The 25,161-nt window shown below is 56.0% G+C and carries 22 protein-coding genes; 14 read left to right on the top strand and 8 right to left on the bottom strand.

Annotation, left to right across the window (positions count from 1 at the left end; all coding sequences use genetic code 11):
- Window positions 1–9: 9 nt before the first annotated feature.
- The 3 genes from araH to FVB43_RS20140 all read right to left on the bottom strand — a co-directional run bounded on the left by araH (window position 10) and on the right by FVB43_RS20140 (window position 3,739).
- Window positions 10–990 carry an L-arabinose ABC transporter permease AraH gene (gene araH, locus FVB43_RS20150; protein WP_133845166.1) on the bottom strand — a complete coding sequence of 327 codons (981 nt, stop codon included), beginning with the start codon at window positions 988–990 and terminating at the stop codon, window positions 10–12.
- A 17-nt stretch (window positions 991–1,007) separates the two neighbouring features.
- Window positions 1,008–2,531 (bottom strand): L-arabinose ABC transporter ATP-binding protein AraG, encoded by a 1,524-nt coding sequence (gene araG, locus FVB43_RS20145; protein WP_133845168.1) that lies wholly within the window; start codon window positions 2,529–2,531, stop codon window positions 1,008–1,010.
- A gap of 224 nt (window positions 2,532–2,755) precedes the next feature.
- On the bottom strand, window positions 2,756–3,739 hold the full coding sequence (locus FVB43_RS20140; protein ID WP_167864615.1) for an arabinose ABC transporter substrate-binding protein: 984 nt from the start codon (window positions 3,737–3,739) through the stop codon (window positions 2,756–2,758).
- A gap of 372 nt (window positions 3,740–4,111) precedes the next feature.
- On the opposite strand from FVB43_RS20140, the gene FVB43_RS20135 reads away from it, so the two are divergent.
- The 4 genes from FVB43_RS20135 (at window position 4,112) to FVB43_RS20120 (ending at window position 9,980) form a co-directional block, all read left to right on the top strand.
- Entirely contained in the window at window positions 4,112–5,797 is a 1,686-nt protein-coding gene (locus FVB43_RS20135) for a ribulokinase (RefSeq protein WP_133845172.1), read from the top strand.
- 11 nt (window positions 5,798–5,808) lie between these two features.
- Window positions 5,809–7,314: an L-arabinose isomerase gene (araA, locus tag FVB43_RS20130; RefSeq protein WP_133845174.1), complete on the top strand. Its 1,506-nt coding sequence runs from the start codon at window positions 5,809–5,811 to the stop codon at window positions 7,312–7,314.
- A gap of 246 nt (window positions 7,315–7,560) precedes the next feature.
- Window positions 7,561–8,772 carry a hypothetical protein gene (locus FVB43_RS20125; protein ID WP_167864614.1) on the top strand — a complete coding sequence of 404 codons (1,212 nt, stop codon included), beginning with the start codon at window positions 7,561–7,563 and terminating at the stop codon, window positions 8,770–8,772.
- 23 nt (window positions 8,773–8,795) lie between these two features.
- A complete protein-coding gene (locus FVB43_RS20120) occupies window positions 8,796–9,980 on the top strand; it encodes an amidohydrolase (protein WP_422718035.1) in 1,185 nt (394 codons plus the stop codon).
- A gap of 244 nt (window positions 9,981–10,224) precedes the next feature.
- Here FVB43_RS20120 and yjfF read toward each other — a convergent pair whose 3' ends face one another.
- Genes yjfF through ytfQ form a run of 4 tightly spaced genes read right to left on the bottom strand, consistent with a single transcriptional unit; the run spans window position 10,225 to window position 14,743 of the window.
- A complete protein-coding gene (gene yjfF / locus FVB43_RS20115) occupies window positions 10,225–11,208 on the bottom strand; it encodes a galactofuranose ABC transporter, permease protein YjfF (protein ID WP_133845179.1) in 984 nt (327 codons plus the stop codon).
- A complete protein-coding gene (gene ytfT, locus FVB43_RS20110; protein WP_133845181.1) occupies window positions 11,201–12,220 on the bottom strand; it encodes a galactofuranose ABC transporter, ATP-binding protein YtfT in 1,020 nt (339 codons plus the stop codon). The genes yjfF and ytfT overlap by 8 nt, the downstream gene beginning before the upstream one ends.
- Entirely contained in the window at window positions 12,213–13,736 is a 1,524-nt protein-coding gene (ytfR, locus tag FVB43_RS20105; RefSeq protein ID WP_167864613.1) for a galactofuranose ABC transporter, ATP-binding protein YtfR, read from the bottom strand. Before ytfR ends, ytfT begins: the two co-directional genes overlap by 8 nt.
- A 50-nt stretch (window positions 13,737–13,786) precedes the next feature.
- Complete coding sequence (gene ytfQ / locus FVB43_RS20100) at window positions 13,787–14,743, bottom strand: galactofuranose ABC transporter, galactofuranose-binding protein YtfQ (protein ID WP_133845185.1); 957 nt, start codon at window positions 14,741–14,743, stop codon at window positions 13,787–13,789.
- A 490-nt stretch (window positions 14,744–15,233) separates the two neighbouring features.
- Here ytfQ and ydgT point away from each other — a divergent pair, with 490 nt between their 5' ends.
- The 10 genes from ydgT to FVB43_RS20050 all read left to right on the top strand — a co-directional run bounded on the left by ydgT (window position 15,234) and on the right by FVB43_RS20050 (window position 23,389).
- Window positions 15,234–15,449 (top strand): transcription modulator YdgT, encoded by a 216-nt coding sequence (gene ydgT / locus FVB43_RS20095; protein WP_159337200.1) that lies wholly within the window; start codon window positions 15,234–15,236, stop codon window positions 15,447–15,449.
- Window positions 15,450–15,569: 120 nt separating this feature from the next.
- Window positions 15,570–16,010 (top strand): DUF2569 domain-containing protein, encoded by a 441-nt coding sequence (locus FVB43_RS20090; protein ID WP_133845189.1) that lies wholly within the window; start codon window positions 15,570–15,572, stop codon window positions 16,008–16,010.
- Between the two features lie 126 nt (window positions 16,011–16,136).
- The gene (gene rsxA / locus FVB43_RS20085; RefSeq protein ID WP_133845191.1) at window positions 16,137–16,718 is read left to right on the top strand and encodes an electron transport complex subunit RsxA; all 582 of its coding nucleotides are present in this window, start codon (window positions 16,137–16,139) and stop codon (window positions 16,716–16,718) included.
- Window positions 16,718–17,293 (top strand): electron transport complex subunit RsxB, encoded by a 576-nt coding sequence (gene rsxB / locus FVB43_RS20080; protein ID WP_133845193.1) that lies wholly within the window; start codon window positions 16,718–16,720, stop codon window positions 17,291–17,293. Before rsxA ends, rsxB begins: the two co-directional genes overlap by 1 nt.
- On the top strand, window positions 17,286–19,622 hold the full coding sequence (rsxC, locus tag FVB43_RS20075; RefSeq protein WP_167864612.1) for an electron transport complex subunit RsxC: 2,337 nt from the start codon (window positions 17,286–17,288) through the stop codon (window positions 19,620–19,622). The genes rsxB and rsxC overlap by 8 nt, the downstream gene beginning before the upstream one ends.
- Complete coding sequence (gene rsxD, locus FVB43_RS20070; protein WP_167864611.1) at window positions 19,623–20,684, top strand: electron transport complex subunit RsxD; 1,062 nt, start codon at window positions 19,623–19,625, stop codon at window positions 20,682–20,684.
- Window positions 20,684–21,316 carry an electron transport complex subunit RsxG gene (rsxG, locus tag FVB43_RS20065; protein ID WP_133845199.1) on the top strand — a complete coding sequence of 211 codons (633 nt, stop codon included), beginning with the start codon at window positions 20,684–20,686 and terminating at the stop codon, window positions 21,314–21,316. The genes rsxD and rsxG overlap by 1 nt, the downstream gene beginning before the upstream one ends.
- Window positions 21,309–22,013 carry an electron transport complex subunit E gene (locus FVB43_RS20060; protein ID WP_159337203.1) on the top strand — a complete coding sequence of 235 codons (705 nt, stop codon included), beginning with the start codon at window positions 21,309–21,311 and terminating at the stop codon, window positions 22,011–22,013. The genes rsxG and FVB43_RS20060 overlap by 8 nt, the downstream gene beginning before the upstream one ends.
- Window positions 22,010–22,642 (top strand): endonuclease III, encoded by a 633-nt coding sequence (nth, locus tag FVB43_RS20055; protein ID WP_133845203.1) that lies wholly within the window; start codon window positions 22,010–22,012, stop codon window positions 22,640–22,642. The genes FVB43_RS20060 and nth overlap by 4 nt, the downstream gene beginning before the upstream one ends.
- A 111-nt stretch (window positions 22,643–22,753) precedes the next feature.
- Window positions 22,754–23,389: a carbonic anhydrase gene (locus tag FVB43_RS20050; RefSeq protein ID WP_133845205.1), complete on the top strand. Its 636-nt coding sequence runs from the start codon at window positions 22,754–22,756 to the stop codon at window positions 23,387–23,389.
- An 88-nt stretch (window positions 23,390–23,477) separates the two neighbouring features.
- Here FVB43_RS20050 and betA read toward each other — a convergent pair whose 3' ends face one another.
- A complete protein-coding gene (betA, locus tag FVB43_RS20045) occupies window positions 23,478–25,124 on the bottom strand; it encodes a choline dehydrogenase (RefSeq protein ID WP_133845206.1) in 1,647 nt (548 codons plus the stop codon).
- Window positions 25,125–25,161 lie beyond the last annotated feature (37 nt).

Genomic DNA, 25,161 nt, shown 5'->3' with positions numbered 1-25,161 from the left:
CGCCTCCTGTCAGACCGCTTTCGCTTTTTGTTTGTAACGGTCGAAAATCACCGCTGCTAACAATATCAGACCACGTACCACGTACTGTGAGAAAGGCGATATATTGAGTAAATTCATCGCATTTTCCACCGTTCCGAGGATCAAAACCCCGGCCACCACATAAGAAATTTTCCCAATACCGCCCTTCAGGGAGACGCCGCCGAGCACACAGGCTGAGATAACAATCAGTTCATAACCCAGCGAGGTCATCGGCTGGCCGCTGGTCATACGCGATGCCAGAATAATTCCCGCCGCTGCCGACACCAGGCCGGAAAGAATAAAGATGATGATACGGGTGCGTACCACCGGCACACCAGCCAGACGGGCGGCTTCTTCATTGCCACCAATCGCCAGCGTGTTGCGCCCAAAGGTGGTTTTGTTCAGCAGGAAAGCAAACAATACCAGGGTAATAATGGTCAACCATACCGGGGCCGGCACGCCCAGCCAGCTGGCATAACCCAGGGCGAAGAAGCGCTCGTCTTCGATACCCACGGCTTTACCGTCGGAGAAGATATACGCCAGCCCGCGCACGATCTGCATCGTGGCAAGCGTGGTGATCAAGGCGTTGATTTTCAGTTTGGCAATCACGAAACCGTTCACAAAGCCGCAGGCCACGCCGAGTAACAGCCCGGCAATCACGCCGATCCACAGGCTTTCGGTCATGTTGATGACCACCGCGCAGACGACACCGGCACAGGCAATCACCGAGGCCACCGACAGGTCAAAGTCGCCGGACGCCAGGCAGAACAGCATACCGCAGGCCACCATGCCGGACATCGACATCGCCAGCCCTAAGCCTTTCATATTGATAAGGGAACCAAAATTCGGCACAAACACCATGCAGGCAATAAACAGCGCGGCAAACACCACCAGCATGCCGAAGTTGTCCCACACACGGCTCAGACTGAAGCGCGATGGGGCAGCGGGTGTAACAGATGAGGTCGTTGACATAGGTTTCTCCTGCATATTCAGGCCACGTGTGTGGCAGGTTTGGCGGTTTTTGGCATCGCCAGACTCAGCGTCAGGGCTTCAGTGGCGTCGTTATGGTCCAGCTCTCCGGCGATTTCGCCTTCGCGCATCACCAGAATACGGTCAGCCAGCCCCATCACTTCGGGCAGGTCACTGGAGGCAAACAGCACCGCAATACCCTGGTCGGCCAGGGCGTAAATCAGCTGATAAATTTCGTTTTTCGCGCCGACGTCAATGCCGCGCGTGGGTTCATCCAGCAGGATGACTTTCATCTCTTCGGACAGCCATCGACCGAGGATCGCCTTCTGTTGATTGCCCCCGGACAGATTCATAATCAGCTGGTCTGCCGACGGGGTTTTGATATTGAGCGAGCGGATATGCACTCCGGCATTACTGGCTTCCCAGCTGTTGTTGATCAGACAACCTGCCTTGAGGTTATTACGCCTGGCGCTGATATTGATGTTGTCGCGCACGGAATGTACCGGGATGATGCCATCGGCCTTGCGGTCCTCCGGGCAGAGCATAATACCGGCGCGAATGGCTTCAATCGGCTCATTAATCTGGAGTTTTTTACCATCCAGCCACAGTTCACCGCTGGTCAGACGCGTGGCACCAAACAGCCCTTTCATCAACTCACTGCGCCCGGCCCCCACCAGGCCAAACAGCCCGACAATTTCCCCTGCACGCACGCTGAACGACACCGGACTGCGCACGCCTTTGGCATGCACATTGTCCAGCTTCAGTCTCACATCGCCCTGCGCGCGTGGTCGGTAACCGTAGATATCACCAATTTCACGCCCCACCATCGCCTGCACCAGTTCGTCGTTTCCGGTGGTGGCCATATCGGTAAAGGTACGTACGTAGCGGCCATCTTTAAACACCGTGATGGCATCGCTGAGGGCAAAAATCTCCTCCATGCGATGGGAGACATACAGCACCACGCGGCCGTCGGCACGCAGCTGGCGGATCACGCGGAACAGCTGATCAATTTCACGCGCCGAGAGCGAGCTGGTCGGCTCATCAAAGGCGATAACCTGCGCATTACGCGTTAACGCTTTGGCAATTTCCACCATCTGCCACTGCCCGAGAGAGAGGTATTTCAGCGGCATATCCGGGTCAATATCCATACCGAGGATTTTGAGCTGACGCGCGGCTTCTGAGCGCAGGCGGGAGCGATTGACCAGCCCGGCACGTTGTGGCAACTGGCCTAAAAAGATATTTTCTGCCACCGACATTTCCGGCACCAGATGGAGTTCCTGATAAATAATCGCCACCCCGGCATTGAGCGCATCGGTGGTGTTTTGAAAATTAACTGGCTGGCCCTGCAGGCGAATCTCACCGCCGCTGGCCTGATAGCTTCCGCTGAGAATTTTGAGCAGCGTTGATTTCCCGGCGCCGTTTTCCCCCATCAGGGCATGCACTTGTCCTGCATAACAGTCAAAACTGATGTCCTGTAGAGCCTTCACGCCCGGGAAGGTTTTGCTGATGCCGTGAAAGCTGAGGTACGGTGGTTGCGAAGTCATGGTGTCTCCTGCATTTTTGGGTGGAGGCATCCGGGCGAGGCATGCCTCGCCCCTACGGTCGTGTGTTATGCAGGGGCGGGCATCCCTCACCCCTGCGGTCGTGTGTTATGCAGGGGCGGGCATCCCTCACCCCTGCGGTCGTGTGTTTTGCAGGGGCGGGCATCCCTTACCCCAGCGGTCATGTGTTATGTAGGGGTCGGGCATGCCCGACCCGCTGCCACGGATTACATCAGGCCTTTTTTCGCCAGTTCTGCTTTGAAGTTGTCGCGGGTGATCAGCACCACATCGGTCACTTCGGTAAATTTGGCAGGCTCGATATCTTTCGTCACCCAGTCATGCAGCATCTGGATACTGCGATAACCGTGGACATCCGGGCTTGGCAGCAGCGAACCATAGAATCCGGTCGCCTGGCCTTTCGACAGTTCACTCACTGCATCCACACCGTTAATGCCAATCCCAATCACATTCGGCGCTTTAAAGCCCTGACCTTCGGTCGCACGGACGCCACCCAGCACGGTGTTATCGTTCATGCCAACAATCAGCCAGTTCTTCACTTCAGGATGCTGAACCAGCAGGGAGTTACCGGCATCAAAGGCGCCGGGGATATCGTTAGATTTGGTGGGGATCTGGTAAATCTGTTTTTCCGGGAATCCGGCCGTTTTCAGGGCATCAATAGAGCCACCGGTACGGCGACGGGCGGTGTCCAGCTCATTGGCGGTGATCGCCATCACCGCGGTATCTTTCACATCCCAGCCGCGTTTCTGCATCTCTTTGTACAGTTCCTGACCCTGACGTTCGCCAATTTTGGTGGCAGCCATCATCACCAGCGGTACGGTGTCCATCGGTTTGCCTTTCGCGGTCACAAACTGGTCATCCACCGCGATCACTTTCAGGCCATAACTGCGTGCTTTGGCCACAATGGCAGAGCCGAGTTTAGGATCCGGTGTACAGATAACAAACCCTTTCGCGCCGCTGGCGGCCAGGCTGTCGATAGCATTCAGGGTTTTTTCACCATCCGGCACAGCGATTTTGATCACCTCGAAGCCGAGATCTTTACCGGCCTTATCGGCAAATTTCCATTCAGTCTGGAACCAGGGTTCTTCCGGTTGTTTCACCAGGAAACCCAGCTTCATGGTTTCCGCCATAGCGGATTGTGACATAACGGCTGCGAGGCCAATCGTGGCCAGCGCTTTAGTGAATTTGTGCATGAGGCTCTCCGGCTCAGTGCCCGCTCAGGGCGGGATTGTGTAAACGGTAACAATCGGTTGTTGAAAAAATTAAAAGCATTTAAACAAGACCTTACCTGAGCACTGACAACTTAACAGTGGCGGTAGTGCGCTAGTTTTACCCGCAAGTAAAGGGAAATATGTAGAGCGCTATCACACCCTGAAATTACAGTCGTTTTGTCCATCTATTCAGCCAATTTAACCGACAGGCAACATTTGAAGCCCATCACATTCCCACCCTGCATGACAGAAAAGTGCATATTTGCAGCCAGCCGCACCTAACCACTCCGCCGCGATGTTTCCAGGATAGAGGAACAGTAAAAGAGCCTCTTCTGAACATAACGGAGAACAACTATGCATAAGGGTGCGATTACCCTCGGTCTGGATTTCGGCAGCGACTCGGTCAGGGCGCTGGCGGTCGATTGCGCCAGTGGTCGTGAGCTGCACAAGCACGTGGTTGCCTATCCTCGCTGGAAGGCCGGGCGATTCTGCAACCCGGCGAACAATCAGTTCCGTCACCATCCGCAGGACTATATTGATGCCCTGGAACAGGCCATTCGTGACGTTGTCACTAAATTAACCCCTGAGCAGCGCCTTAACGTGGTGGGTATTGGCGTGGACTCCACCGGTTCCACCCCCGCCCCTGTCGATCGTGAAGGCCGCGTGCTGGCGCTGCGCCCGGAGTTTGCCGACAACCCCAATGCGATGTTCGTGCTGTGGAAAGATCACACCGCGATTGAAGAAGCCGAAGCTATTACCCGGCTGTGCCACAGCGGTGACTATCAGGATTACTCGCGCTTTATCGGCGGTATCTATTCGTCCGAATGGTTCTGGGCCAAGATCCTGCACATCAGCCGCAACGATGCGGCGGTACGTGAGGCCGCCGTTTCCTGGGTAGAACTGTGCGACTGGGTGCCCGCCCTGCTCAGCGGCACTACCGCCCCTGCCGACCTTAAGCGTGGCCGCTGTGCCGCCGGTCATAAATCCCTCTGGCACCCTTTATGGCAGGGACTGCCGGAAGCGAAATTCCTTAATGCTCTCGATCCGTTGCTCACGGCCGATCTCGATCACCCGATGTTCACCGAGACCTGGACCGCCGATGTGCCTGTCGGCAAGCTGAGCGCCGAATGGGCCGAACGTCTTGGTCTGCCAGACCATGTCGTGCTGTCCGGCGGGGCATTTGACTGCCATATGGGCGCGGTGGGCGCAGGCGCACAGCCTTATACCCTGGTGAAAGTCATAGGTACTTCCACCTGCGACATTCTGATTGCCGATGCGGATCGCGTGGCTGACCGGGCGATTAAAGGCATCTGCGGCCAGGTGGACGGCAGCGTGGTACCGGGCATGATTGGCCTGGAGGCCGGACAGTCAGCCTTTGGCGATATGTATGCCTGGTTTGGCCGCCTGCTGAGCTGGCCGTTAGTGCAGGCGGCCACGCTGCACCCCGACCTGCAGCCGCAGCTGGAAGCGATCCAGCACAGCCTGCTGGAACAGCTGACCGCCGCCTGGGCGGCTGACCCACAGCTCGACCATCTTCCGGTGGTACTCGACTGGTTTAACGGCCGTCGTACCCCTTTTGCCAACCAGCGCCTGAAAGGCGTGATCACCGATCTGAATCTGGGCACCGATGCCCCGACGCTGTTTGGCGGGTTTATTGCGGCGACCGCATTTGGCGCGCGCGCCATTATGGAGTGTTTCGAACAGCAGGATATTCCGGTACAGCAAATCCTCGCGCTGGGTGGGATTGCCCGCAAATCACCAACCATCATGCAGGTGTGTTGCGATGTGATGAACCGTCCACTGGATATTGTCGCCTCCGATGAGTGCTGTGCCCTTGGTGCAGCGATTTTTGCTGCGGTGGCCGCTGGCGTGTATGCGGATATCCCGGCAGCACAGGCGCAGATGGCCAGCCCGCTGGAACAAACCCTGCAACCGGACCCGATGCGCGTTGCCCGCTTCCAGCAGCTTTATCAACGTTATCTTGAATGGTGTGAACTGGCGGAACCGCAGTTTGCCCCACAACCTTCATCAGTCAGTTAAGGAATCGTTTTATGACACAGTTAAACGCCCGTAGCGTATGGTTTGTGATTGGTACACAGCATCTGTACGGTGCGGAAACCCTGCGCCAGGTGGAGCAGCACGGACAGCAGGTGGTGGATGGCTTAAACCGGGCGGGTAAACTGCCCTTCCCGCTGGTCCTTAAACCGCTGGTGAAAACCCCTGATGAAGCGCTGTCGCTGTGCCGCGAGGCTAATCACGATCAAAGCTGCCTGGGCATTATCACCTGGCTGCATACTTTCTCTCCGGCAAAAATGTGGATTGGCGGCCTGTCGATCCTGAATAAACCGTTGTTGCAGTTCCATACCCAGTTCAATGCGGAAATCCCGTGGGACACGATGGATATGGACTTTATGAACCTGAACCAGACCGCACACGGCGGGCGTGAGTTCGGCTTTATTGGCGCGCGTATGCGCCTGCCGCATCAGGTGGTGACCGGACACTGGCAGGACGAGCGTTCCCAGCAGCGTATCGGCCAATGGATGCGCGGTGCCGCCGCCCTGCTCGCCAGCCAGCAGCTCAAAGTGGCGCGCTTTGGCGACAATATGCGTGAAGTCGCGGTAACCGAAGGCGATAAAGTCGCGGCACAGATCCAGTTCGGCTATGCGGTCAATGGCTGGGGCGTGGGCGATCTGGTGGACGTGATCAACCAGGTCAGCGACGGCGATGTGAACACACTAATCGACGAGTATGAAAGCAGCTATGAGTTCAGCGCGGCGGCAGCGGTAAACGGTAATAAGCGCCAGAATGTGCTGGATGCTGCCCGTATTGAGCTGGGGATCAAGCGCTTCCTGGACGATGAAGGCTGCCGTGCGTTTACCACGAATTTCCAGACCCTGCATGGCATGACGCAGTTGCCAGGTCTGGCGGTTCAGCGCCTGATGCAGCAAGGCTATGGTTTTGCCGGTGAAGGTGACTGGAAAACCGCTGCACTGCTGCATGTGTTCAAGGTGATGGCAGGGGATTTACCGGGCGGCACCTCGTTTATGGAGGATTACACCTATCACTTCGCGCCGGGTAACGATCTGGTGCTGGGTTCCCATATGCTTGAAGTCTGCCCAACCATTGCACGCGAAGCCAAACCGCTGCTGGATGTACAGCCGCTGGGTATTGGTGGCAAAGCCGATCCGGCCCGCTTGATCTTCTCTGCCCCTGCCGGGCGCGCGGTGAACGCCAGTGTGATTGATATGGGCGACCGTTTCCGCCTGCTGGTGAATGTGGTGGATGCGATTGAACAGCCGCAGGCCCTGCCTAAGCTTCCGGTGGCCCGTGCACTGTGGCGTGCGCAGCCTTCGCTGGCGACAGCGTCTGAAGCCTGGATCCTCGGCGGCGGTGCACACCATACGGTGTTCAGTCAGGCGCTGACGGTGGAAGATATGCGCCTCTATGCTGAACTGCACGGGATTGAGGTGCTGGTGATTGATGAAGAGACAACGCTGCACGGGTTCCGCGATGCTCTGCGCTGGAATGAGGCGTACTACCGTTTAAATCAACGTTAATCCCACAGGTTCAGTGAGATATCAGGCGGACCGCAAGAGGTCCGCCCCTACCGTCCCACCGTCGTGCCTTCCTGTTTCCACCGCCTTTCACTTTATTTCAATCTCTGCTGGTCAGCACGGCTGCATTCCGCTTACTATGAAACCTGGAAGCTGGAAACTCCATGATTTCATTGAGTTTTAATCATATCGTCATTCGCGCCTCGGTCAGGGGAATTATTCTAATAATTATTCAAATGGAAGTGGTTCATGTCGCAAATGCTCGCTCTTTTACTGATTATTTCTATTCTATATCTCGGTGATCTGGTTTCAGTCAGAACGAAAGCGTGGGTACCTTCCGTCTTTGTCTGCGCGGTACTGTTTTTAATCGGTTACTGGACTTTTTTCCCCAAAGATATTGTCAGCGTTGCCGGGATCACGCCGGTGGTAGCGGTGATGCTGATGTATCTGCTGATCACCAATATGGGCACGCTGCTGTCCGTGCCGGAGTTGATCCGTCAGTGGAAGACGATTGTTATTTCTCTGGCCAGTATCGCCGGTATTTTTGTCACAGTCTTTGGCGTCTGCCTGCTACTGTTCGATTTTAATACGGCTATCGTCACTATCCCGCCACTGGTTGGCGGTATCGTTTCGGCAATTATTATGTCGAAAGGCGCGGCCAGTGCGGGTCTGGTCGATTTGTCGGTATTCGCCATTCTGATCTACGTGATGCAGGGCTTTGCCGGTTATCCGCTAACCGCCATTATGCTGCAACGCGAGGGCAAGCGAGTGCTAAGCCTGTACCGCAGCGGGGCGTGGCCTCAGACAGACGTGACGGCAGAGACGCCTGCGGTGACAGCGCACCAGTCATCTGATGTCATGCCACGCCTGTTTAAACGCTTTCCTGCCCATTACAACACCAGCTACTTTAAATTCCTGCGCCTGGCGGCCGTCGGCTATCTGGCGTATCGGGTGTCTGGCTGGCTGGCGCCAGTCATCTCCGTCAGCCCGTTTGTCCTGTGCCTGCTGTTTGGCGTGGTGGCGACCACGCTAGGCTTTTTAGAGAAGCAGCCATTACAGAAAGCCAACGGTTTTGGCTTTGCGGTGATGGGGCTGATGCTGTTTATCTTTGATACGCTGAACCGCGCGACGCCGGAGATGTTATTGCGCCTGCTGTTGCCCATGCTGGTGCTGATCGCCACTGCGGTTATCGGCATGTTTATCGTCTGCTGGGTGGTGGGTAAGCTACTGGGCGTCAGCACCGAGATGGCCTTCGCCATCGCCCTGACCTCAATGTACGGTTTCCCGGCAGACTATATTATTACCCATGAAGCCATTACCGCCCTGACCCGCGATGAAAATGAGCGCGAGGTGCTGATGCAGCACATGCTGGCCCCGATGCTGGTCGGTGGATTTATCTCCGTGACCATGGTGTCCGTGGTGATGGCCGGTGTCATGGTGGCATATATTATTCCTGCATAAAAAACCAACAAGGAAGCTAAACAGTGATTAATCATGATATTAAAAAATCCGTCCATGCACATGTTGACGCGATGATCGCCCTGCGCCGCGACCTGCATGCCCACCCGGAACTGCCATGGGAAGAAGTACGCACCACCAATACGGTGGCCGCTCTGCTGGATGAAATGGGCATCGACTATCGCCGCACGCAACCGACCGGGATCATTGCCGAGATCCGTGGGGGTAAACCGGGTAAAACTGTCGCTCTGCGCGCTGACATGGATGCGCTGCCAGTGCAGGAACTCAGCGACTCACTCAGCTATAAATCCCTGACCGACGGTAAAATGCACGCCTGCGGACATGATGCCCACACTGCAATGCTGCTGACGGCAGCCAGAGCTTTACAGGAGCATCGCTCCCGTTTGCGCGGTAATGTAAGACTGATTTTCCAGCCTGCAGAAGAGATCGCCCAGGGTGCGCGTGCCATGGTGAAACAGGGCGCGGTGGACGGCGTTGATAACGTTTTTGGCATGCATATCTGGACGACGACTGCCTCTGGTAAAGTGTCCTGCAACGTCGGTTCATCCTTTGCCTCCGCCGACCTGCTGAAAGTCACGTTTAAAGGGCGCGGTGGCCACGGTTCGATGCCGGAAGCCTGTATTGACGCGGCGGTGGTGGCCTCATCGTTTGTGATGAATCTGCAGGCCATTGTGGCGCGGGAAACGTCCGCGCTGGCGTCCGCCGTAGTGACCATCGGGCGTATGGAAGTGGGCACACGTTTTAACGTTATCGCCGAAAATGCGGTTCTGGATGGCACGGTGCGCTGCTTTGACGTCGACACCCGTGAACGTCTTAAAGCGGCGATTGAACGTTATGCGCAACATACGGCGGCAATCTATGGTGCAACAGCGCAGGTTGAGTACACCTACGGCACACTGCCGGTGATTAACGAGGTACGCAGTGCGCTGCTGGCACAGTCCGTGATCACCGATGCGTTTGGGGCCGGAGTGCTGTTTGACGAGAAACCGACCACCGGTGGTGAGGATTTCAGCTTCTTTATGGAAAATATCCCCGGCTGTTTTGCCCTGCTCGGCTGCGGCAATGCAGAGAAAGGCACCGACTGGGCGCACCATCACGGCCGTTTTAATATCGATGAAGATGTGATGGTGACCGGGGCCGAACTTTATGCGCAGTACGCATGGTGCTACCTGCAACAGGATGATTTTTAACCTCATCACGTAGACACTGTCTTGCCAGATAACTGGCAAGACATATTTAGATGATCTCCCCGTAAAACCGGGTCAGCCCCCTGCTCAACATCACGGGCAAACCGGAAGAAAGGGTCTGCCCCTACGTGAAGTGAACCGCGCTTGCGAAGGCATCCACGCAGTGGACGCAGCGCCTGCCGCAAAGGGCGGCGGCGACTGGCGGACCGCATAAGAAGGCCCGCCCTTGAGGTTATGAGTTGTGAACTTAACTTAATCGCTTCACCGGCGCATTCTGCTGCCGATCCCACATCACCGTCAGCAGCCGTTGCAGCGCAATAAACGCAAACAGCAGCACGCCGATGGCAATCTTCGTCCACCATGAACTCAATGTGCCGTCGAAGTTAATCCAGGTCTGAATCAGCCCCTGGATCAACACGCCAAACAGCGTCCCCAGTACCGTGCCGACACCCCCCGACAGCAGCGTGCCGCCGATCACCACCGAGGCGATGGCGTCCAGCTCCACGCCCATTCCTGCCAGCGCATAACCCGCCGAGGTATAAATGGAGAACACAATCCCTGCCAGCGTCGCCAGACCCGATGACAGCATATAGATACGCACCGTGGTGCTGCGGGTGGAAATCCCCATCAGCTGTGCAGAGGTGGCGTTGCCGCCAATGGCGTAGACCTGATTACCAAAACGGCTGCGGTGCGCCAGCAGGATACCGAACGCCACCACCACCAGCATAATCACCGCCAGCAAACTCAGGCGCCCGCCCCCCGGGATCTTCCACGCCATGGATGAGAGCGTGGCATACAGTGGGTGATCGATCGGTAATGAACTTTCAGCCACCAGATAGCTACAGCCGCGCAGGAAAAACATCCCGGCCAGCGTGATAATAAACGCCGGGATTTTCAGGGCATCAATGAGCCAGCCCATAAAGGCACCGAACGCCGTCCCCAGCGACATCACCAGCGCAAAGGCCAGCCACGGGTCGACATGGAAATCACCAATCAAACGGGCAAGGAACACCCCGGTAAAGGCGATCACCGCGCCCACCGACAGGTCAATACCGCCAGAGAGGATCACAAAGGTCATGCCAACGGCAATAATACCGAGGAAGGCGTTGTCCGTGAGGATATTGGCGATCACCCTTGTTGAAGCAAACCCCGGAAACTGGCTCAGACAGAACAGATACCCCGCCACAAACACCAGCAGGGTGATCATTAATGGCAGATGACGTTTAATCACGGCGGTGCCCTCGTTTAAACAGTTGAATAAAGCGCGGGGATTGCAGCAACAGAACCAGCATCACCACCACCGCTTTCACCACCTGATTCAGTTCTGGCGGGAAACCGGAAAGCAGAATACCGGTGTTCATGGCCTGAATGATCAGCGCGCCAATCAGCGACAGCAGAAGATTAAATCGCCCGCCCATCAGAGATGCACCACCAATCACCACCGCCAGAATCGCGTCCAGCTCCAGCCACAATCCGGCGTTGTTGGCATCGGCACCGCGAATATCCGCCGCCACAATCAGCCCGGCCACCGCGGCACACAGCCCGCTGAGAATATAGGTGCTCATCACCACCAGCCAGCCGTTGACGCCCGCATTGCGCGCCGCACGCAGGTTGATCCCCACCGCTTCAATAAACATCCCCAGCGCTGTTTTTCGCGTCAGCAACCACACCAGCAGTGCGAGGGTCAGCGTGATCCACACCGGAACGGGCAACAGCAGCAATGTCCCGCTGCCGAGCCGCGCCAGCGCATCACTGTCGAAGGTGACAATTTGCCCCTGGGTGATCAGCTGCGCGATACCGCGCCCCGCCACCATCAGGATTAATGTGGCGACAAACGGCTGGATCTTCAGTAACGCCACCAGCACCCCATTCCATAATCCACACAGAATGCCGCTGCCCAGCGTGACCAGAATAATCACCGGAATACTGTGCCCGGCCACGGTCAACGTGGCCGCCGTTGCGCCGGCAATCGCCATCACGGCACCCACCGACAGATCGATGCCCCCGGTGGCGATCACCAGCGTCATACCGATCGCCAGGATCGCAACGGGGGCGGCGCGGTTGAGAATATCAATCGGGCTACCGAACAGTCGTCCGTCCTGCAGATGGACAGCAAAAAAGTTGTTTGCCACCAGACTGTCAATAATCAGCACCAGCAGCAGTGCGCCAATCTGCGGTAATCCCGGCGGTAGTTTTCGTTTTAACATCGGTGGTTTCCCCGCCATCAGATGCGATTCAGGCATGTTGCTCTCCTCCTGCGGCAATCGCGTTAACAATGGCCGCAACGGACAGTTGTTCCAGTGGTATTTCTGCTACCTGCTGGCGGTCGCGCAGGATCACCACGCGGTCAGCGTATCCCACCAGCTCCTCCAGCTCTGACGAAATCACCAGCAGCGCCAGACCGTCGGCACAGAGCGTCTCAATCAGACGGATAATCTCTGCGTGGGCACCCACATCAATGCCACGTGTGGGTTCGTCCAGAATCAGAAACTGCGGCTTTGTGACCAGCCAGCGGGACAGCAAAACCTTCTGCTGGTTACCGCCGGAGAGCAACTCCACCGGCTGCTCTGCGTCCGGGGTACGGATCCCCAGGCTTTTGATAAAGCGGTCAGCCACCTGTTGCTGCTCACGTTTGGGGATCGGTCGCAGCCAGCCGCGCTGGGCCTGCAACGCCAGGATGATATTTTCGCGTACCGATGCTGCACCAATAATGCCGTCGGTTTTACGATCTTCCGGACAGAAGCCCATGCCAAGCTTCGATGCCTGGGCCGGTGAACGGATTGTTTGCGGTTTTCCTTTGATGAAAGCACGGCCGCTGTCAGCACGTTTAATGCCGAACAACAGTTCAGCGGTTTCCGTCCGTCCTGACCCCAGCAGGCCAGCCAGCCCAACGGCCTCCCCGGGACGTACGCTCAGGCTGAAGGGTTCAATCGTCCCTTTTTTGCCATAGTCTTTAAATTCCACCACGGGCTGATTGCTTTTCAGCGTGCTGCCAGCCCGCTGTAAGGCGGTTTCCAGCAGATCGCGCCCCAGCATCAGCTTGATCAGCTCTATTTGCGGCAGCGTTCGGGTATCGCGTATGGCGATAAACTGCCCGTTACGCAGCACGGTAATGCGGTCGGTAATGCGGTAAACCTGGTCAAGGAAGTGAGTGACAAAGATCAGGCTCATGCCTTTCTCTTTGAGTTGCGTCATCAACGTGAACAGCATGGTGACTTCACTGGCATCCAGACTGGCAGTCGGCTCGTCGAGGATCAGCACTTTTGCCGAGAGATCCACCGCGCGGCAGATGGCGATAATTTGCTGCATCGCCACCGAGTACTGTCCAAGGGGACGTGTCACATCCAGCTCAAAACCGTAGTCGGCCATCAGCTTCACCGCCCGCTGATTTAATGTCTTACGGTCAATCAGACCAAAGCGTTTCGGCTCGCGGCCGATAAACAGATTGTCAGCGACTGACATATTGGGCAGCAGGTTCACTTCCTGGTAGACGGTGCCAATTCCCAGCTGCTGGGCTTCTGCCGTGTTGCGGGGATTTATCGCCTGCCCGCCGAGCATGATTGTCCCGGCATCGCGCTGATAGACGCCAGTCAGTACCTTGATCAACGTGGACTTTCCTGCACCGTTCTCCCCCAGTAGCGCCATGATTTCGCCAGGGCGAAGGTCAAACGAGACATTATCCAGCGCCCGGACGCCGGGAAAAGATTTGCTGACGTTGCTGATATTCAACAATGCGGGCAGAGGGGTGTCGATGGTCATGTTGTGCCTCAGGCCATGAGTAAACCGCCCCGAAAGGGGCGGTGAGGGGATCAGTAACCCATCCCTTTTTTGGTGTCCAGCTGTGCCTGAGCATCGGCTGGCAGGAAAAGTTTCGTTTCAGTTTTGATAATTTTTGGCGGCATGGTGCCGTCTTTTTTCAGTTTTTCCAGCGCATCAAACGCCGGACCTGCCATATTTGGCGTCAGCTCAACGTTGGCATTTGCCTCACCTGCCAGCATCGCTTTATAAATATCCGGCACGCCATCAATCGATCCGGTTAAAATATCTTTACCCGGTTTAAGTCCGGCTTCTTTAATAGCCTGAATGGCACCAATCGCCATATCATCGTTATGGGCGTAAACCATGCAGATATTCTTGCCGTTGTTTTCTGCCTTAATAAAGCTTTCCATGACCTCTTTCCCTTTGCTACGGGTAAAGTCACCGGACTGCGAGCGGATCACTTTAATATTAGGTGTGTTAGCAATGGCTTCAGCAAAGCCTTTTTTACGGTCAATGGCCACGCTGGCACCCACCGTGCCTTGCAGCTCTACGACGTTACAGGGTTTGCCTGCCTGATGTTTGACCAGCCAGTCACCGATCAACTTACCTTCGTAAACGTTATCGGCGGTGACGACGGCCTGATAGAGCGATTTATCTTTGACGACGATGGCACGATCGAGCAGGAAGACCGGAATTTTGGCGTCTTTGGCTTCCGAGAGCACCGGCTCCCAGCCTGTCTGAACGACGGGCGCAATAAATATTGCGTCAACGCCCTGAGCGATAAAGGAGCGTACAGCTTTGATTTGATTCTCTTGTTTTTGCTGGCCGTCCGCGATTTTCAGCGTAATGCCGCGTTTCTGAGCCTCACTTTTTGCTACGCTGGTTTCTGCTGCGCGCCAGCCCGATTCAGAGCCAACCTGTGAGAATCCAACGGTCATGGATTCGGCCAGTGCCGGTGCAGACAGGCTGGCACTGATGAGAGTGGTTAAGAGTAAACGCTTCCACATGATCATTTTTCCTCTGATGGGATTTTATCGTATAGGGTTAAGAGCCACTAAAGCCTGGACTATTCACCGCAAAACATTTACGACAATGCTCACAAAATTCAACAAATCAAATAGCTTACGCGACAAGACCGATCTGTTTCTGTGCTAATCGATATGGAAAAAACGCGCACAGGGCGCCAAAAGAAGGTTAAATAACTGTAATAAACATAAGCGGTTGCGCCAGAAGCATTTGGAAGCGATTACAATACCGCGTGAAGTTCTGTCACCCGTACTCCCCTTCCGTTCATCCCCGATCAAACAGCAGATTTGTGAGCTGCTGCACAGTTTAATCTGTCGCGTAAAACCAGCTGCCCGCCGGTGCCGTATTGCGTATGGCTTAGAAGGAATGCTGAATTTTCTGATTTTTATATTACAAAGCCGAAACAACGTGGAATCTTTTTCTCTGCAACATATAATCAGCGACTCATTATTCTGTCGCTGGCTGACCGCAATGACCGTTCAAGACTATTTGTTAAAATTTCGCAAAGTTAATTCTCTGGAGACGCTGGAAAAACTCTTTGACCATTTGAATTACTCCCTGACCGATGACAGCGATATTATCAAGATGTACCGCGCCGCCGACCATCGTCGGGCGGAGCTGGCCTCCGGCGGACGCCTGTTCGACCTCGGCTGCGTCCCGAAAACGGTCTGGCACTACGTGGTGTAGTCCGGCAGTTGATTATCGTCCTGATGACCTTAAGCGCGATATTCCGTATAATCCTCCTCATCATGCGTAGGGCTCTGTGCAATGCGCGCTTTGCCGTCTCTGGCTGAATAAGGACAATCTGTGCCTGTTAATTCTAAACCGCGCCTCGGTGGCTGGCTTTTTGTGCCGTTGACCTGGCTGGTGTTAGTCGTCATGAACATGATTCTGGTGTTGATAATCTATGGAGGCGGACTGATTGGCCCAGCCTTTCGCAGTGCGTTAACCAATCTGCCATCGTCTGCGCTGTTGCTGTGGGGGGCCTTCCTGCTGACGACAATACTGATGCTGAGCTACAGTACCTGGATTATCTGGATGTTCTGCAAGCGTTCTCCGCGCCTGCCGCGCCATTACATTATCTGGCTGTTGATCAACGTGCTACTGGCGCTTAAGGCCTTTCTCTTCGCTCCAGTGGAAGACAGCGCGGTGGTCAACAGCTTGCTGCTCGCTCTGCTGGCGGCCAGCGTGTTTGTACCCTATTTCAAGCGTTCTCAGCGGGTTAAAAACACTTTTATCGCACCCTGATGTCGAAAAAAGCGTCAGAAATTTAATCCTGAGTGCGCTATTAAAAACCCACAGACCCGGAGCGGTTGTGGTCAGGCACGCAATGCCTGATAATAAGCGGCTTTCTCTATATTTTCAGGCGTATCAATGACCGAATACCTGCTTCTTTTTATTGGCACAGTGCTGGTGAATAACTTCGTTTTAGTGAAGTTTCTCGGCCTCTGTCCCTTTATGGGCGTTTCCAAAAAACTGGAAACGGCAATTGGCATGGGACTCGCCACGACATTCGTCATCACACTGGCCTCCATTTGCGCCTGGCTGGTGAACCATCTGATCCTGCTGCCGCTGGACCTCGTCTATCTGCGTACCATGGCGTATATCCTGGTGATCGCCGTGGTGGTGCAGTTCACCGAGATGGTGGTGCGTAAGACCAGTCCTGACCTTTATCGCCTGTTAGGCATTTTCCTGCCGCTGATCACCACTAACTGTGCCGTGCTTGGCGTGCCGCTGTTAAGCGTTAATCTTAATCATACTTTCCTTCAGGCCGCGCTTTACGGTTTCAGTGCTTCACTGGGCTTCTCTCTGGTGATGGTGCTGTTCGCCGGTATCCGCGAGCGCCTGGTGCTGGCCGATGTCCCGGCACCGTTTAAAGGCTCTTCCATTGCACTGATCACCGCCGGACTGATGGCGCTGGCATTTATGGGCTTTAGCGGGTTGGTCAAGTTCTGATGAGTGCGATTTGGATAGCGATTGCCGTGTTAAGTGCGCTCAGTCTGGTTTTCGGTGGACTGCTGGGGTATGCCTCGCGCCGTTTCAAAGTGGAAGAAGATCCGATTGTTGAGCAGATCGATGCGATTCTGCCACAAAGCCAGTGCGGCCAGTGCGGTTACCCTGGCTGCCGTCCCTACGCGGACGCCGTGGGCAATAACGGTGAGATGATCAATAAATGTGCTCCCGGCGGCGAGCAGACCATGCTTAAGCTGGCGGCGCTGCTTAATGTTGATCCTCAACCGTTGGGCGATGAAATGCCCACGGAGCCGGAACGCAAAGTGGCCTGGATTGACGAAGCCAACTGTATCGGTTGTACCAAATGTATTCAGGCCTGCCCGGTTGATGCCATTGTCGGTGCCACGCGCGCGATGCACACCGTGTTAAGCGACGTCTGTACCGGCTGCGATCTGTGCGTTGCCCCCTGCCCGACCGACTGCATTGAGATGCGTCCGGTTGCGACTACCACTGCTAACTGGAAATGGGATCTCAACACCATCCCAATCCGGGTTATTCCTGTAGAAAGTCATGTTTAACCTGCTTAATTTCTTTAAAAAAGATCGGCTCTGGGATTTCGAAGGTGGCATTCATCCACCGGAGATGAAAACCCAGTCTAATGGCGTGCCGCTGCGTCACCTGCCGTTACCTGCGCAATTTATTCTGCCCCTGAAGCAGCATATTGGCCATGAAGGCGAGATTGGCGTGCGTCCGGGCGATAAGGTGCTGCGCGGGCAACCGCTGACCTTCGGCAACGACCGCATGTTACCGATCCACGCGCCGACGTCGGGTACTGTCACGAAGATTGCGCCACATATGACGGCCCATCCGTCGGCGCTGGCTGAAATGTGCCTGTTTATTACCCCGGATGGTGAAGACCTCTGGGTGGATAAGCAAACCCTGAGCGATTATCGCAGCGTGGAACGCAGTATCCTGGTAGAGAAAGTCCATCAGGCTGGCGTTGCCGGTCTTGGCGGCGCGGGTTTCCCTACGGCGACAAAACTGAAAGGTGGCCTGCGGGGTGTAAACACGCTGATCATCAACGCCGCCGAGTGCGAGCCTTATATCACCGCCGATGACCGTCTGATGCAGGACTGTGCCGATGACGTGCTGGAAGGCAGCCGCATCCTCGCGTGGATCCTGCAGGCAGAGCAGGTCTTAATCGGCATCGAGGATAATAAACCCGAGGCAATTGCCGCGCTTAAGCAGGCGTTAGGCAGCGCCACGGATTTGCATATCCGGGTGATCCCGACCAGGTACCCCTCAGGCGGTGCCAAGCAGCTGACCAAAATTCTGACCGGGAAGGAAGTGCCGCACGGTGGACGTTCAACCGATATCGGCGTGCTGATGCAAAACGTCGGTACCGCTTTTGCCGTTAAGCGCGCCATTGTCGACGGTGAAGCACTGACCGAACGCGTGGTCACCCTGACCGGTGAGTCTGTGGCAAAGCCGGGCAATGTCTGGGCGCGTCTCGGCACCCCCATCAGCCATCTGTTGCAACAGGCTGATTTTATGCCGGGTGCAGAGCAGATGGTGGTGATGGGCGGCCCGTTGATGGGCTTTACCCTGCCAACGCTGGATGTGCCCGTGGTGAAGATCACCAACTGTATTCTCGCGCCCGCCGCCAGCGAAATGGGCCAGAACGAACCGGAACAGGGCTGCATCCGTTGCAGCGCCTGTGCCGATGCCTGCCCGGCAGCCCTGTTACCGCAGCAGCTTTACTGGTACAGCCGGGGCGGCGATCACGATAAAGCGCGTGAACATAATATTGCTGACTGTATTGAGTGCGGTGCCTGCGCTTACGTCTGCCCGAGTAATATCCCGTTGGTACAGTATTACCGTCAGGAGAAAGCGGAGATCCTGGCTATTGACCAGGAGGCCGAACGTAATGCGCTGGCGAAGAGCCGTTTTGAAGCACGCCAGCTTCGCCTTGAACGTGAAAAAGCCGCGCGCGATGCCAAACATCAACAGGCAAAACGCAGCGTAGCCGCCAGTGACGCCGATGCGATCAGCGCGGCACGCGAGCGAGTCAAAGCGAAGCAGGCTGAAACATCCGGCCAGGATGCTGCAAATCAGGCAGCAAAACAGGCGCAGCGGGAAGCGCGTCAGGCGGAAGCCCATGCCCGCCAGGTGGAAGAACAGGCCAGCAGCGAACCCGTTACCCGCCAGACTGACGATCCGCGCAAAGCGGCAGTAGAAGCTGCCATTGCACGGGCAAAAGCGAAGAAAGCCGCTCAGGCCACTGCCAGCGCAGCAGCACCTGCCGAAGCCGAATCGCCGTCGGCTGAACCGGTGGTGGATGCACGCAAAGCAGCAGTGGAAGCTGCCATTGCTCGTGCAAAAGCGAAGAAAGCCGCGCAGGCCACTGCCAGTGCAGCAGACCCCGCTGAAGCCGAATCGCCGTCGGCTGAACCGGTGGTGGATGCGCGCAAAGCGGCTATTGAGGCCGCCATTGCACGCGCAAAAGCGAAGAAAGCCGCGCAGGCCACCGCCAGCGCAGCACAACCCGCTGAAGCCGAATCGCCGTCGGCTGAACCGGTGGTGGATGCACGCAAAGCGGCTATTGAAGCCGCCATTGCCCGCGCAAAGGCGAAGAAAGCCGCGCAGGGCACTGCCAGCGCAGCAGCACCCGCTGAAGCCGAATCGCCGCCGGCTGAACCGGTGGTGGATGCGCGCAAAGCGGCTATTGAAGCTGCCATTGCACGCGCAAAAGCGAAAAAAGCCGCGCAGGCCGCAGAGTCAGCGAAAACAGAAGAGAGTGAAGCGCCTGCCGCTTCAGATGATGCACGTAAAGCGGCGGTGGCAGCGGCCATTGCGCGCGTGAAAGCGCGTAAATCGCAGCAGCCTTCAACGCAGCAAGAGGATTAAATGGCTTTTCGTATTGCAAGTTCGCCTTACACCCACAACCGCCGCAGTACCAGCACCATTATGCTGCTGGTGCTGATTGCCGCCGTGCCTGGCATGGTGGCACAGTGGTACTATTTTGGCTGGGGTAACCTGATTCAGGTCCTGATTGCTGCCATCGCTGCCATCGGTGCTGAAGCCGCCATACTGCGCCTGCGCAAACTGCCGCTGGCAGACACACTGAAAGATAATTCTGCGCTGCTCACTGCCCTGCTGTTGGGCATCAGCATTCCTTCGCTGGCGCCCTGGTGGGTGATTGTGATCGGTACGCTGTTTGCGGTAGTGATTTCCAAGCAGCTTTACGGTGGTCTTGGGCAGAACCCGTTTAACCCGGCGATGGTCGGGTATGTGGTGCTGTTGATCTCCTTCCCGGTGCAGATGACCAGTTGGTTGCCGCCGGATAGTCTACAGGGGATGACACCGAGCCTCGGTGACACCCTGAGCATGATCTTCCATTTCCATACGCTGGATGGTCACACCATGCAGCAGTTGCAGGTGGGGATTGACGGTGTCAGCCAGGCAACGCCACTGGATACCTTCAAGACCGGACTGCGCGCCGGGCACAGCGCAGAACAACTGCTGGCGCAGCCGATTTACAGCGGTGTACTGGCCGGGCTGGGCTGGCAGTGGGTGAACGTCGGTTATCTGCTGGGCGGTGTATTCCTGCTTTGCACCCGCAGCATCCGCTGGCATATCCCGGCAGGGATGCTGATCTCGCTGGCGTTTTGTGCCACCCTGGGCTGGTTAATTTCTCCGCACAGCCTGGTGTCTCCCGTCATTCATCTGTTGTCCGGTGCGACCATGCTTGGCGCGTTCTTTATTGCCACTGACCCGGTCACCGCCTCAACCACGAACAAAGGCCGGCTGATCTATGGCGCATTAATTGGCCTGCTGGTATGGCTGATCCGCAGTTTCGGGGGTTACCCGGATGGCGTGGCCTTTGCCGTGCTGCTGGCCAACATCTGCGTACCGTTGATCGATTACTACACGCAGCCGCGCGTTTACGGCCATCGGAAGGATAAATAATGCTGGATGCCATTCGTAAAAACGGTGTCACGCTGGCCGTGTTTGCCGCTATCACTACCGGGCTGACGGCGGTGGTCAACACAGTCACCAAACCGACGATTGCTCATCAGACTGCGTTACAGCAGAAAGTATTGCTGGACCAGGTGGTGCCGCCGGAGCTGTATGATAACCACATTCAGCAGGAGTGCTATATCGTCAGTAATCCGGCCCTGGGTAATGCCAGTCCGCACCATCTTTATCTGGCGCGTAAAGGCGATAAACCGGTTGCCGTAGCCGTTGAAACCACCGCTCCCGATGGCTATTCGGGTAATATTCAGATGATTGTTGGCGCCAGTTTTACCGGCACGGTTTACGGCACACGCGTGGTCGAACACCACGAAACGCCGGGTCTGGGCGATAAAATTGAGCTGCGCATTTCCGACTGGATCAACAGCTTCAACGGCAAACAGGTAAAAGGCGCCGATGACAGCCAGTTCGCAGTGAAAAAAGACGGGGGTGAGTTTGACCAGTTTACGGGTGCCACCATTACCCCACGCGCCGTGGTGAATGCGGTTAAGCGCACAACGTTGTATATTGAAACCTTACCGGAGCAGCTTTCTTCGCTGCCACCTTGTGGAGAGTCCAATGAGTGAAGCCAAAACCCTGCTGGTCGGCGGGCTGTGGAAGAATAACTCAGCGCTGGTTCAGTTGCTGGGCCTGTGCCCGCTGCTGGCCGTGACCTCGACGGCGACCAATGCGCTCGGCCTCGGGCTGGCAACCACGCTGGTACTGACCTGCACCAATAGCGCAATTTCGCTTTCGCGCCGCTGGGTACCCTCTGAGATCCGTATTCCTATTTACGTGATGATTATCGCTGCGGTAGTGAGCTGCGTGCAGATGTTGATCAACGCCTATGCTTACGGCCTCTATCAGTCGCTGGGGATCTTTATCCCGCTGATCGTCACCAACTGCATTGTCGTTGGGCGTGCGGAAGCGGTGGCATCGAAAAGCAGTATTCCGCTCTCGGCCCTGGATGGCATGGCCATCGGCCTGGGGGCCACGAGCGTGATGGTGGTGCTGGGTTCGATTCGCGAAATCATCGGTAACGGCACCCTCTTTAACGGTGCGGATCAACTGCTCGGCCCCTGGGCGAAAGTGATGCGCATTGAGGTTGTCCACTTTGATTCCCCGATGCTGCTGGCGATGCTGCCGCCGGGTGCTTTTATCGGTCTGGGCATGCTGCTGGCCGCTAAGTATCTGATTGATAATAAAATGAAACAACGTGCCGCCCTGAAGGCTGAAAGAGAAGCGCAGGCGTTGCCGGATGGAAAAACAACAGGTGTGCTGTGAATAAGGAAAAGCGTCAGGAAATTTTGACCCGGCTGCGGGATAACAACCCGCATCCCACCACGGAACTGATGTTCACCTCTCCTTTTGAACTGCTGATTTCGGTTCTGCTGTCTGCGCAGGCTACCGATGTCAGCGTGAATAAAGCCACGGCAAAACTCTACCCGGTTGCTAATACGCCTGCCGCCATTCTGGCGCTGGGTGTCGATGGGGTGAAAGAGTACATCAAGACCATCGGCCTGTTTAACAGCAAGGCTGAGAACGTGATAAAGACCTGCCGGATTCTGCTGGAACAGCATGGCGGTGAAGTGCCGGAGAGTCGTGAGGCACTGGAAGCGTTACCCGGCGTTGGGCGTAAGACGGCCAACGTCGTATTAAATACCGCCTTTGGCTGGCCGACTATCGCCGTCGACACGCATATTTTCCGCGTCTGTAATCGCACCCGTTTTGCACCTGGCAAAAACGTGGAACAGGTGGAAGAGAAGCTGCTGAAGGTGGTGCCGAAAGCGTTTATGGTCGACTGCCACCACTGGCTGATCTTGCATGGCCGCTACACCTGCATTGCGCGTAAACCGCGCTGCGGCTCCTGCCTGATTGAAGATCTTTGTGAATTTGATGCTAAAGTAGAATGACCAGACGTCTTAAAAATGCCTTCTGACCCTCATAACAATATCATTTTATGACTATTATCGGCCCGTTCCCTGACGTGGTTCGCGGCCATAATCCAGGATAGAGAGAGTGCTATGCAACATATCATTGAAGGTTTCCTCAACTTCCAGAAAGACATTTTCCCCGAGCAAAAAGAACTTTTCCGCAGCCTTGCTTCAAGCCAGAATCCCAAAGCGCTGTTTATCTCCTGCTCCGACAGCCGCCTGGTGCCGGAACTGGTCACCCAGCAGGACCCGGGACAACTCTTCGTGATTCGTAACGCAGGTAACATCGTGCCGTCATTCGGGCCTGAGCCTGGCGGCGTGTCTGCCACTATCGAATATGCCGTGGTGGCGCTGGGTGTGACGGATATCGTGATTTGCGGCCACTCCAACTGCGGTGCAATGAAGGCGATTGCCACCTGTCAGTGCCTTGATCCGATGCCTGCCGTAGCGCACTGGCTGCACTATTCTGATGCGGCGAAAGCCGTGGTCGAGAAAAAGACCTATGCCACTGAAGAAGACAAAGTGAATGCGATGGTGCAGGAAAATGTCATTGCGCAATTAAATAATATTAAAACTCACCCCTCGGTCGCCGTAGGACTGCGCAACAATGCGCTGCGGCTGCACGGCTGGGTGTATGACATTGAAAGTGGTGCTATTCGCGCACTGGAGAAAGACACGAAGGAGTTTGTTCTGTTGTCGGAAAACCCTGAGGTTTACTTCGAGTAACGATTTTGGTGACGGGGCGACCGAAACGAAAAGTCGCCCTACAGCAAACGTCGGGGCTGACCTTCTGTTTCGGTCAGCCCACATCGTATTAACGGCTTAACTGATAGTAATCCGCTTCTGACAGCGGTAATGGCGCTTTGCCGCGAATGGCGTCAGATATTTTCTCCGCAATCATCACCGTTGGGGCATTCAGGTTGCCCGTGACAATCTGCGGCATAATCGACGCATCGACCACACGCAGGCTGTTCATGCCGTGCACGCGCCCTTCTGCATCCACCACGGCCATCGCATCGGTACCCATCGCGCAGCTACCACAGGGGTGATAGGCGGTTTCCGCATGCTCACGGATAAAGGCGTCGATCTCCTCATCGCTCTGCACGTTGATCCCGGGCTGCAACTCTTCACCGCAATATTCGGCCAGCGCTGGCTGACGCATAATCTCGCGCGTCAGACGCACTGCGTTACGGAACTCCACCCAGTCACGCTCTTCCGACATATAGTTGAAGAAGATCGATGGCGCAGCATACGGGTGTTTGGATGTCAGCTTGATACGGCCACGGCTCATAGAGCGCATCGGGCCGACGTGAGCCTGGAAACCATGCTGTTTCACCGGGCTGCTGCCGTTGTAGTTAATCGCTACCGGAAGGAAATGGTATTGCAGATCGGGCCAGTCTGGCTGATCGTCACTGCGGATAAACCCGCCCGCTTCAAACTGGTTGCTGGCACCTACACCCGTGCCGTTGAACAACCACTCAGCACCGATAGCGGGCTGATTCCACCACTGCAAGGCAGGATACAGGCTGACCGGTTTTTTACAGCCGTACTGCATGTAAACTTCCAGGTGATCCTGTAAGTTGCGCCCGACGCCTGGGAGTGCATGAACCACCTCGATATCCAGCTCACGCAGCCACTCTTCCGGCCCAACGCCCGAACGTTGCAGGATCTGCGGCGAGTTGATCGCCCCGGCACACAGCAGCACTTCACGGCGGGCTTCCGCCTGCTCTTGTTTACCGTTACGCAGCCAGGTGACACCCGTGGCGGTTTTGCCGCTGAACAGAATACGGTCGGTCTGCGCATGGGTAACAATGGTCAGGTTCTGACGCGTTTTGGCCACATCCAGATAGCCGCGCGCGGTGCTGGAACGACGGCCTTTGGCGGTCACGGTGCGGTCCATTGGGCCAAAGCCGTCCTGGCGATATCCGTTAAGATCGTCGGTTTCATGATGTCCTGCCTGCTGGGCGGCATCAATAAAGGCGCGATAGAGCGGATTATTGCCTTTTTTCGGCGTGGTGACGCTGAGATAACCGTCACCACCGTGCCAGTCGTTTTCTCCGATATCGCGCTTTTCCGCACGACGGAAATACGGCAGGCAGTTCAGATAGGACCAGTTTTCCAGACCGGGTTTGCTCGCCCAGTTGTCGTAGTCCATCGCGTTACCACGGATGTAACACATACCGTTGATCAGTGAAGAACCGCCAAGGCCTTTGCCGCGTCCGCACTCCATACGGCGGTTATCCATATGAGGTTCAGGATCGGTTTCAAATGCCCAGTTGTAGCGTTTACCCTGCAGTGGATAAGCCAAAGCGGCTGGCATTTGGGTACGGAAGTCCCAGCGGTGATCTTTGCCGCCTGCTTCCAGTAACAGTACCGATACGTCAGCATCCTCAGTCAAACGGGTTGCCAGCACGTTGCCTGCTGAACCCGCACCAATAATGATATAGTCAAATTTCTGCATTAAACCTCCGGAAATATTGCCGCGACGCGCACGCCGC

This window comes from Erwinia rhapontici, from assembly GCF_012271765.1.
Lineage (GTDB): Bacteria > Pseudomonadota > Gammaproteobacteria > Enterobacterales > Enterobacteriaceae > Erwinia > Erwinia rhapontici.
Note: the sequence above shows the minus strand (reverse complement) of the source record. Positions and strands in the feature narration are given on the sequence as shown.

Coding starts and splice junctions, on each gene's coding strand:
- araH (WP_133845166.1), bottom strand. CDS start 990: ATGTCAACGACCTCATCTGTTACACCCGCTGCCCCATCGCGCTTCAGT.
- araG (WP_133845168.1), bottom strand. CDS start 2,531: ATGACTTCGCAACCACCGTACCTCAGCTTTCACGGCATCAGCAAAACC.
- FVB43_RS20140 (WP_167864615.1), bottom strand. CDS start 3,739: ATGCACAAATTCACTAAAGCGCTGGCCACGATTGGCCTCGCAGCCGTT.
- FVB43_RS20135 (WP_133845172.1), top strand. CDS start 4,112: ATGCATAAGGGTGCGATTACCCTCGGTCTGGATTTCGGCAGCGACTCG.
- araA (WP_133845174.1), top strand. CDS start 5,809: ATGACACAGTTAAACGCCCGTAGCGTATGGTTTGTGATTGGTACACAG.
- FVB43_RS20125 (WP_167864614.1), top strand. CDS start 7,561: ATGTCGCAAATGCTCGCTCTTTTACTGATTATTTCTATTCTATATCTC.
- ytfT (WP_133845181.1), bottom strand. CDS start 12,220: ATGCCTGAATCGCATCTGATGGCGGGGAAACCACCGATGTTAAAACGA.
- ytfR (WP_167864613.1), bottom strand. CDS start 13,736: ATGACCATCGACACCCCTCTGCCCGCATTGTTGAATATCAGCAACGTC.
- ytfQ (WP_133845185.1), bottom strand. CDS start 14,743: ATGTGGAAGCGTTTACTCTTAACCACTCTCATCAGTGCCAGCCTGTCT.
- ydgT (WP_159337200.1), top strand. CDS start 15,234: ATGACCGTTCAAGACTATTTGTTAAAATTTCGCAAAGTTAATTCTCTG.
- rsxA (WP_133845191.1), top strand. CDS start 16,137: ATGACCGAATACCTGCTTCTTTTTATTGGCACAGTGCTGGTGAATAAC.
- rsxB (WP_133845193.1), top strand. CDS start 16,718: ATGAGTGCGATTTGGATAGCGATTGCCGTGTTAAGTGCGCTCAGTCTG.
- rsxC (WP_167864612.1), top strand. CDS start 17,286: ATGTTTAACCTGCTTAATTTCTTTAAAAAAGATCGGCTCTGGGATTTC.
- rsxD (WP_167864611.1), top strand. CDS start 19,623: ATGGCTTTTCGTATTGCAAGTTCGCCTTACACCCACAACCGCCGCAGT.
- rsxG (WP_133845199.1), top strand. CDS start 20,684: ATGCTGGATGCCATTCGTAAAAACGGTGTCACGCTGGCCGTGTTTGCC.
- FVB43_RS20060 (WP_159337203.1), top strand. CDS start 21,309: ATGAGTGAAGCCAAAACCCTGCTGGTCGGCGGGCTGTGGAAGAATAAC.
- FVB43_RS20050 (WP_133845205.1), top strand. CDS start 22,754: ATGCAACATATCATTGAAGGTTTCCTCAACTTCCAGAAAGACATTTTC.
- betA (WP_133845206.1), bottom strand. CDS start 25,124: ATGCAGAAATTTGACTATATCATTATTGGTGCGGGTTCAGCAGGCAAC.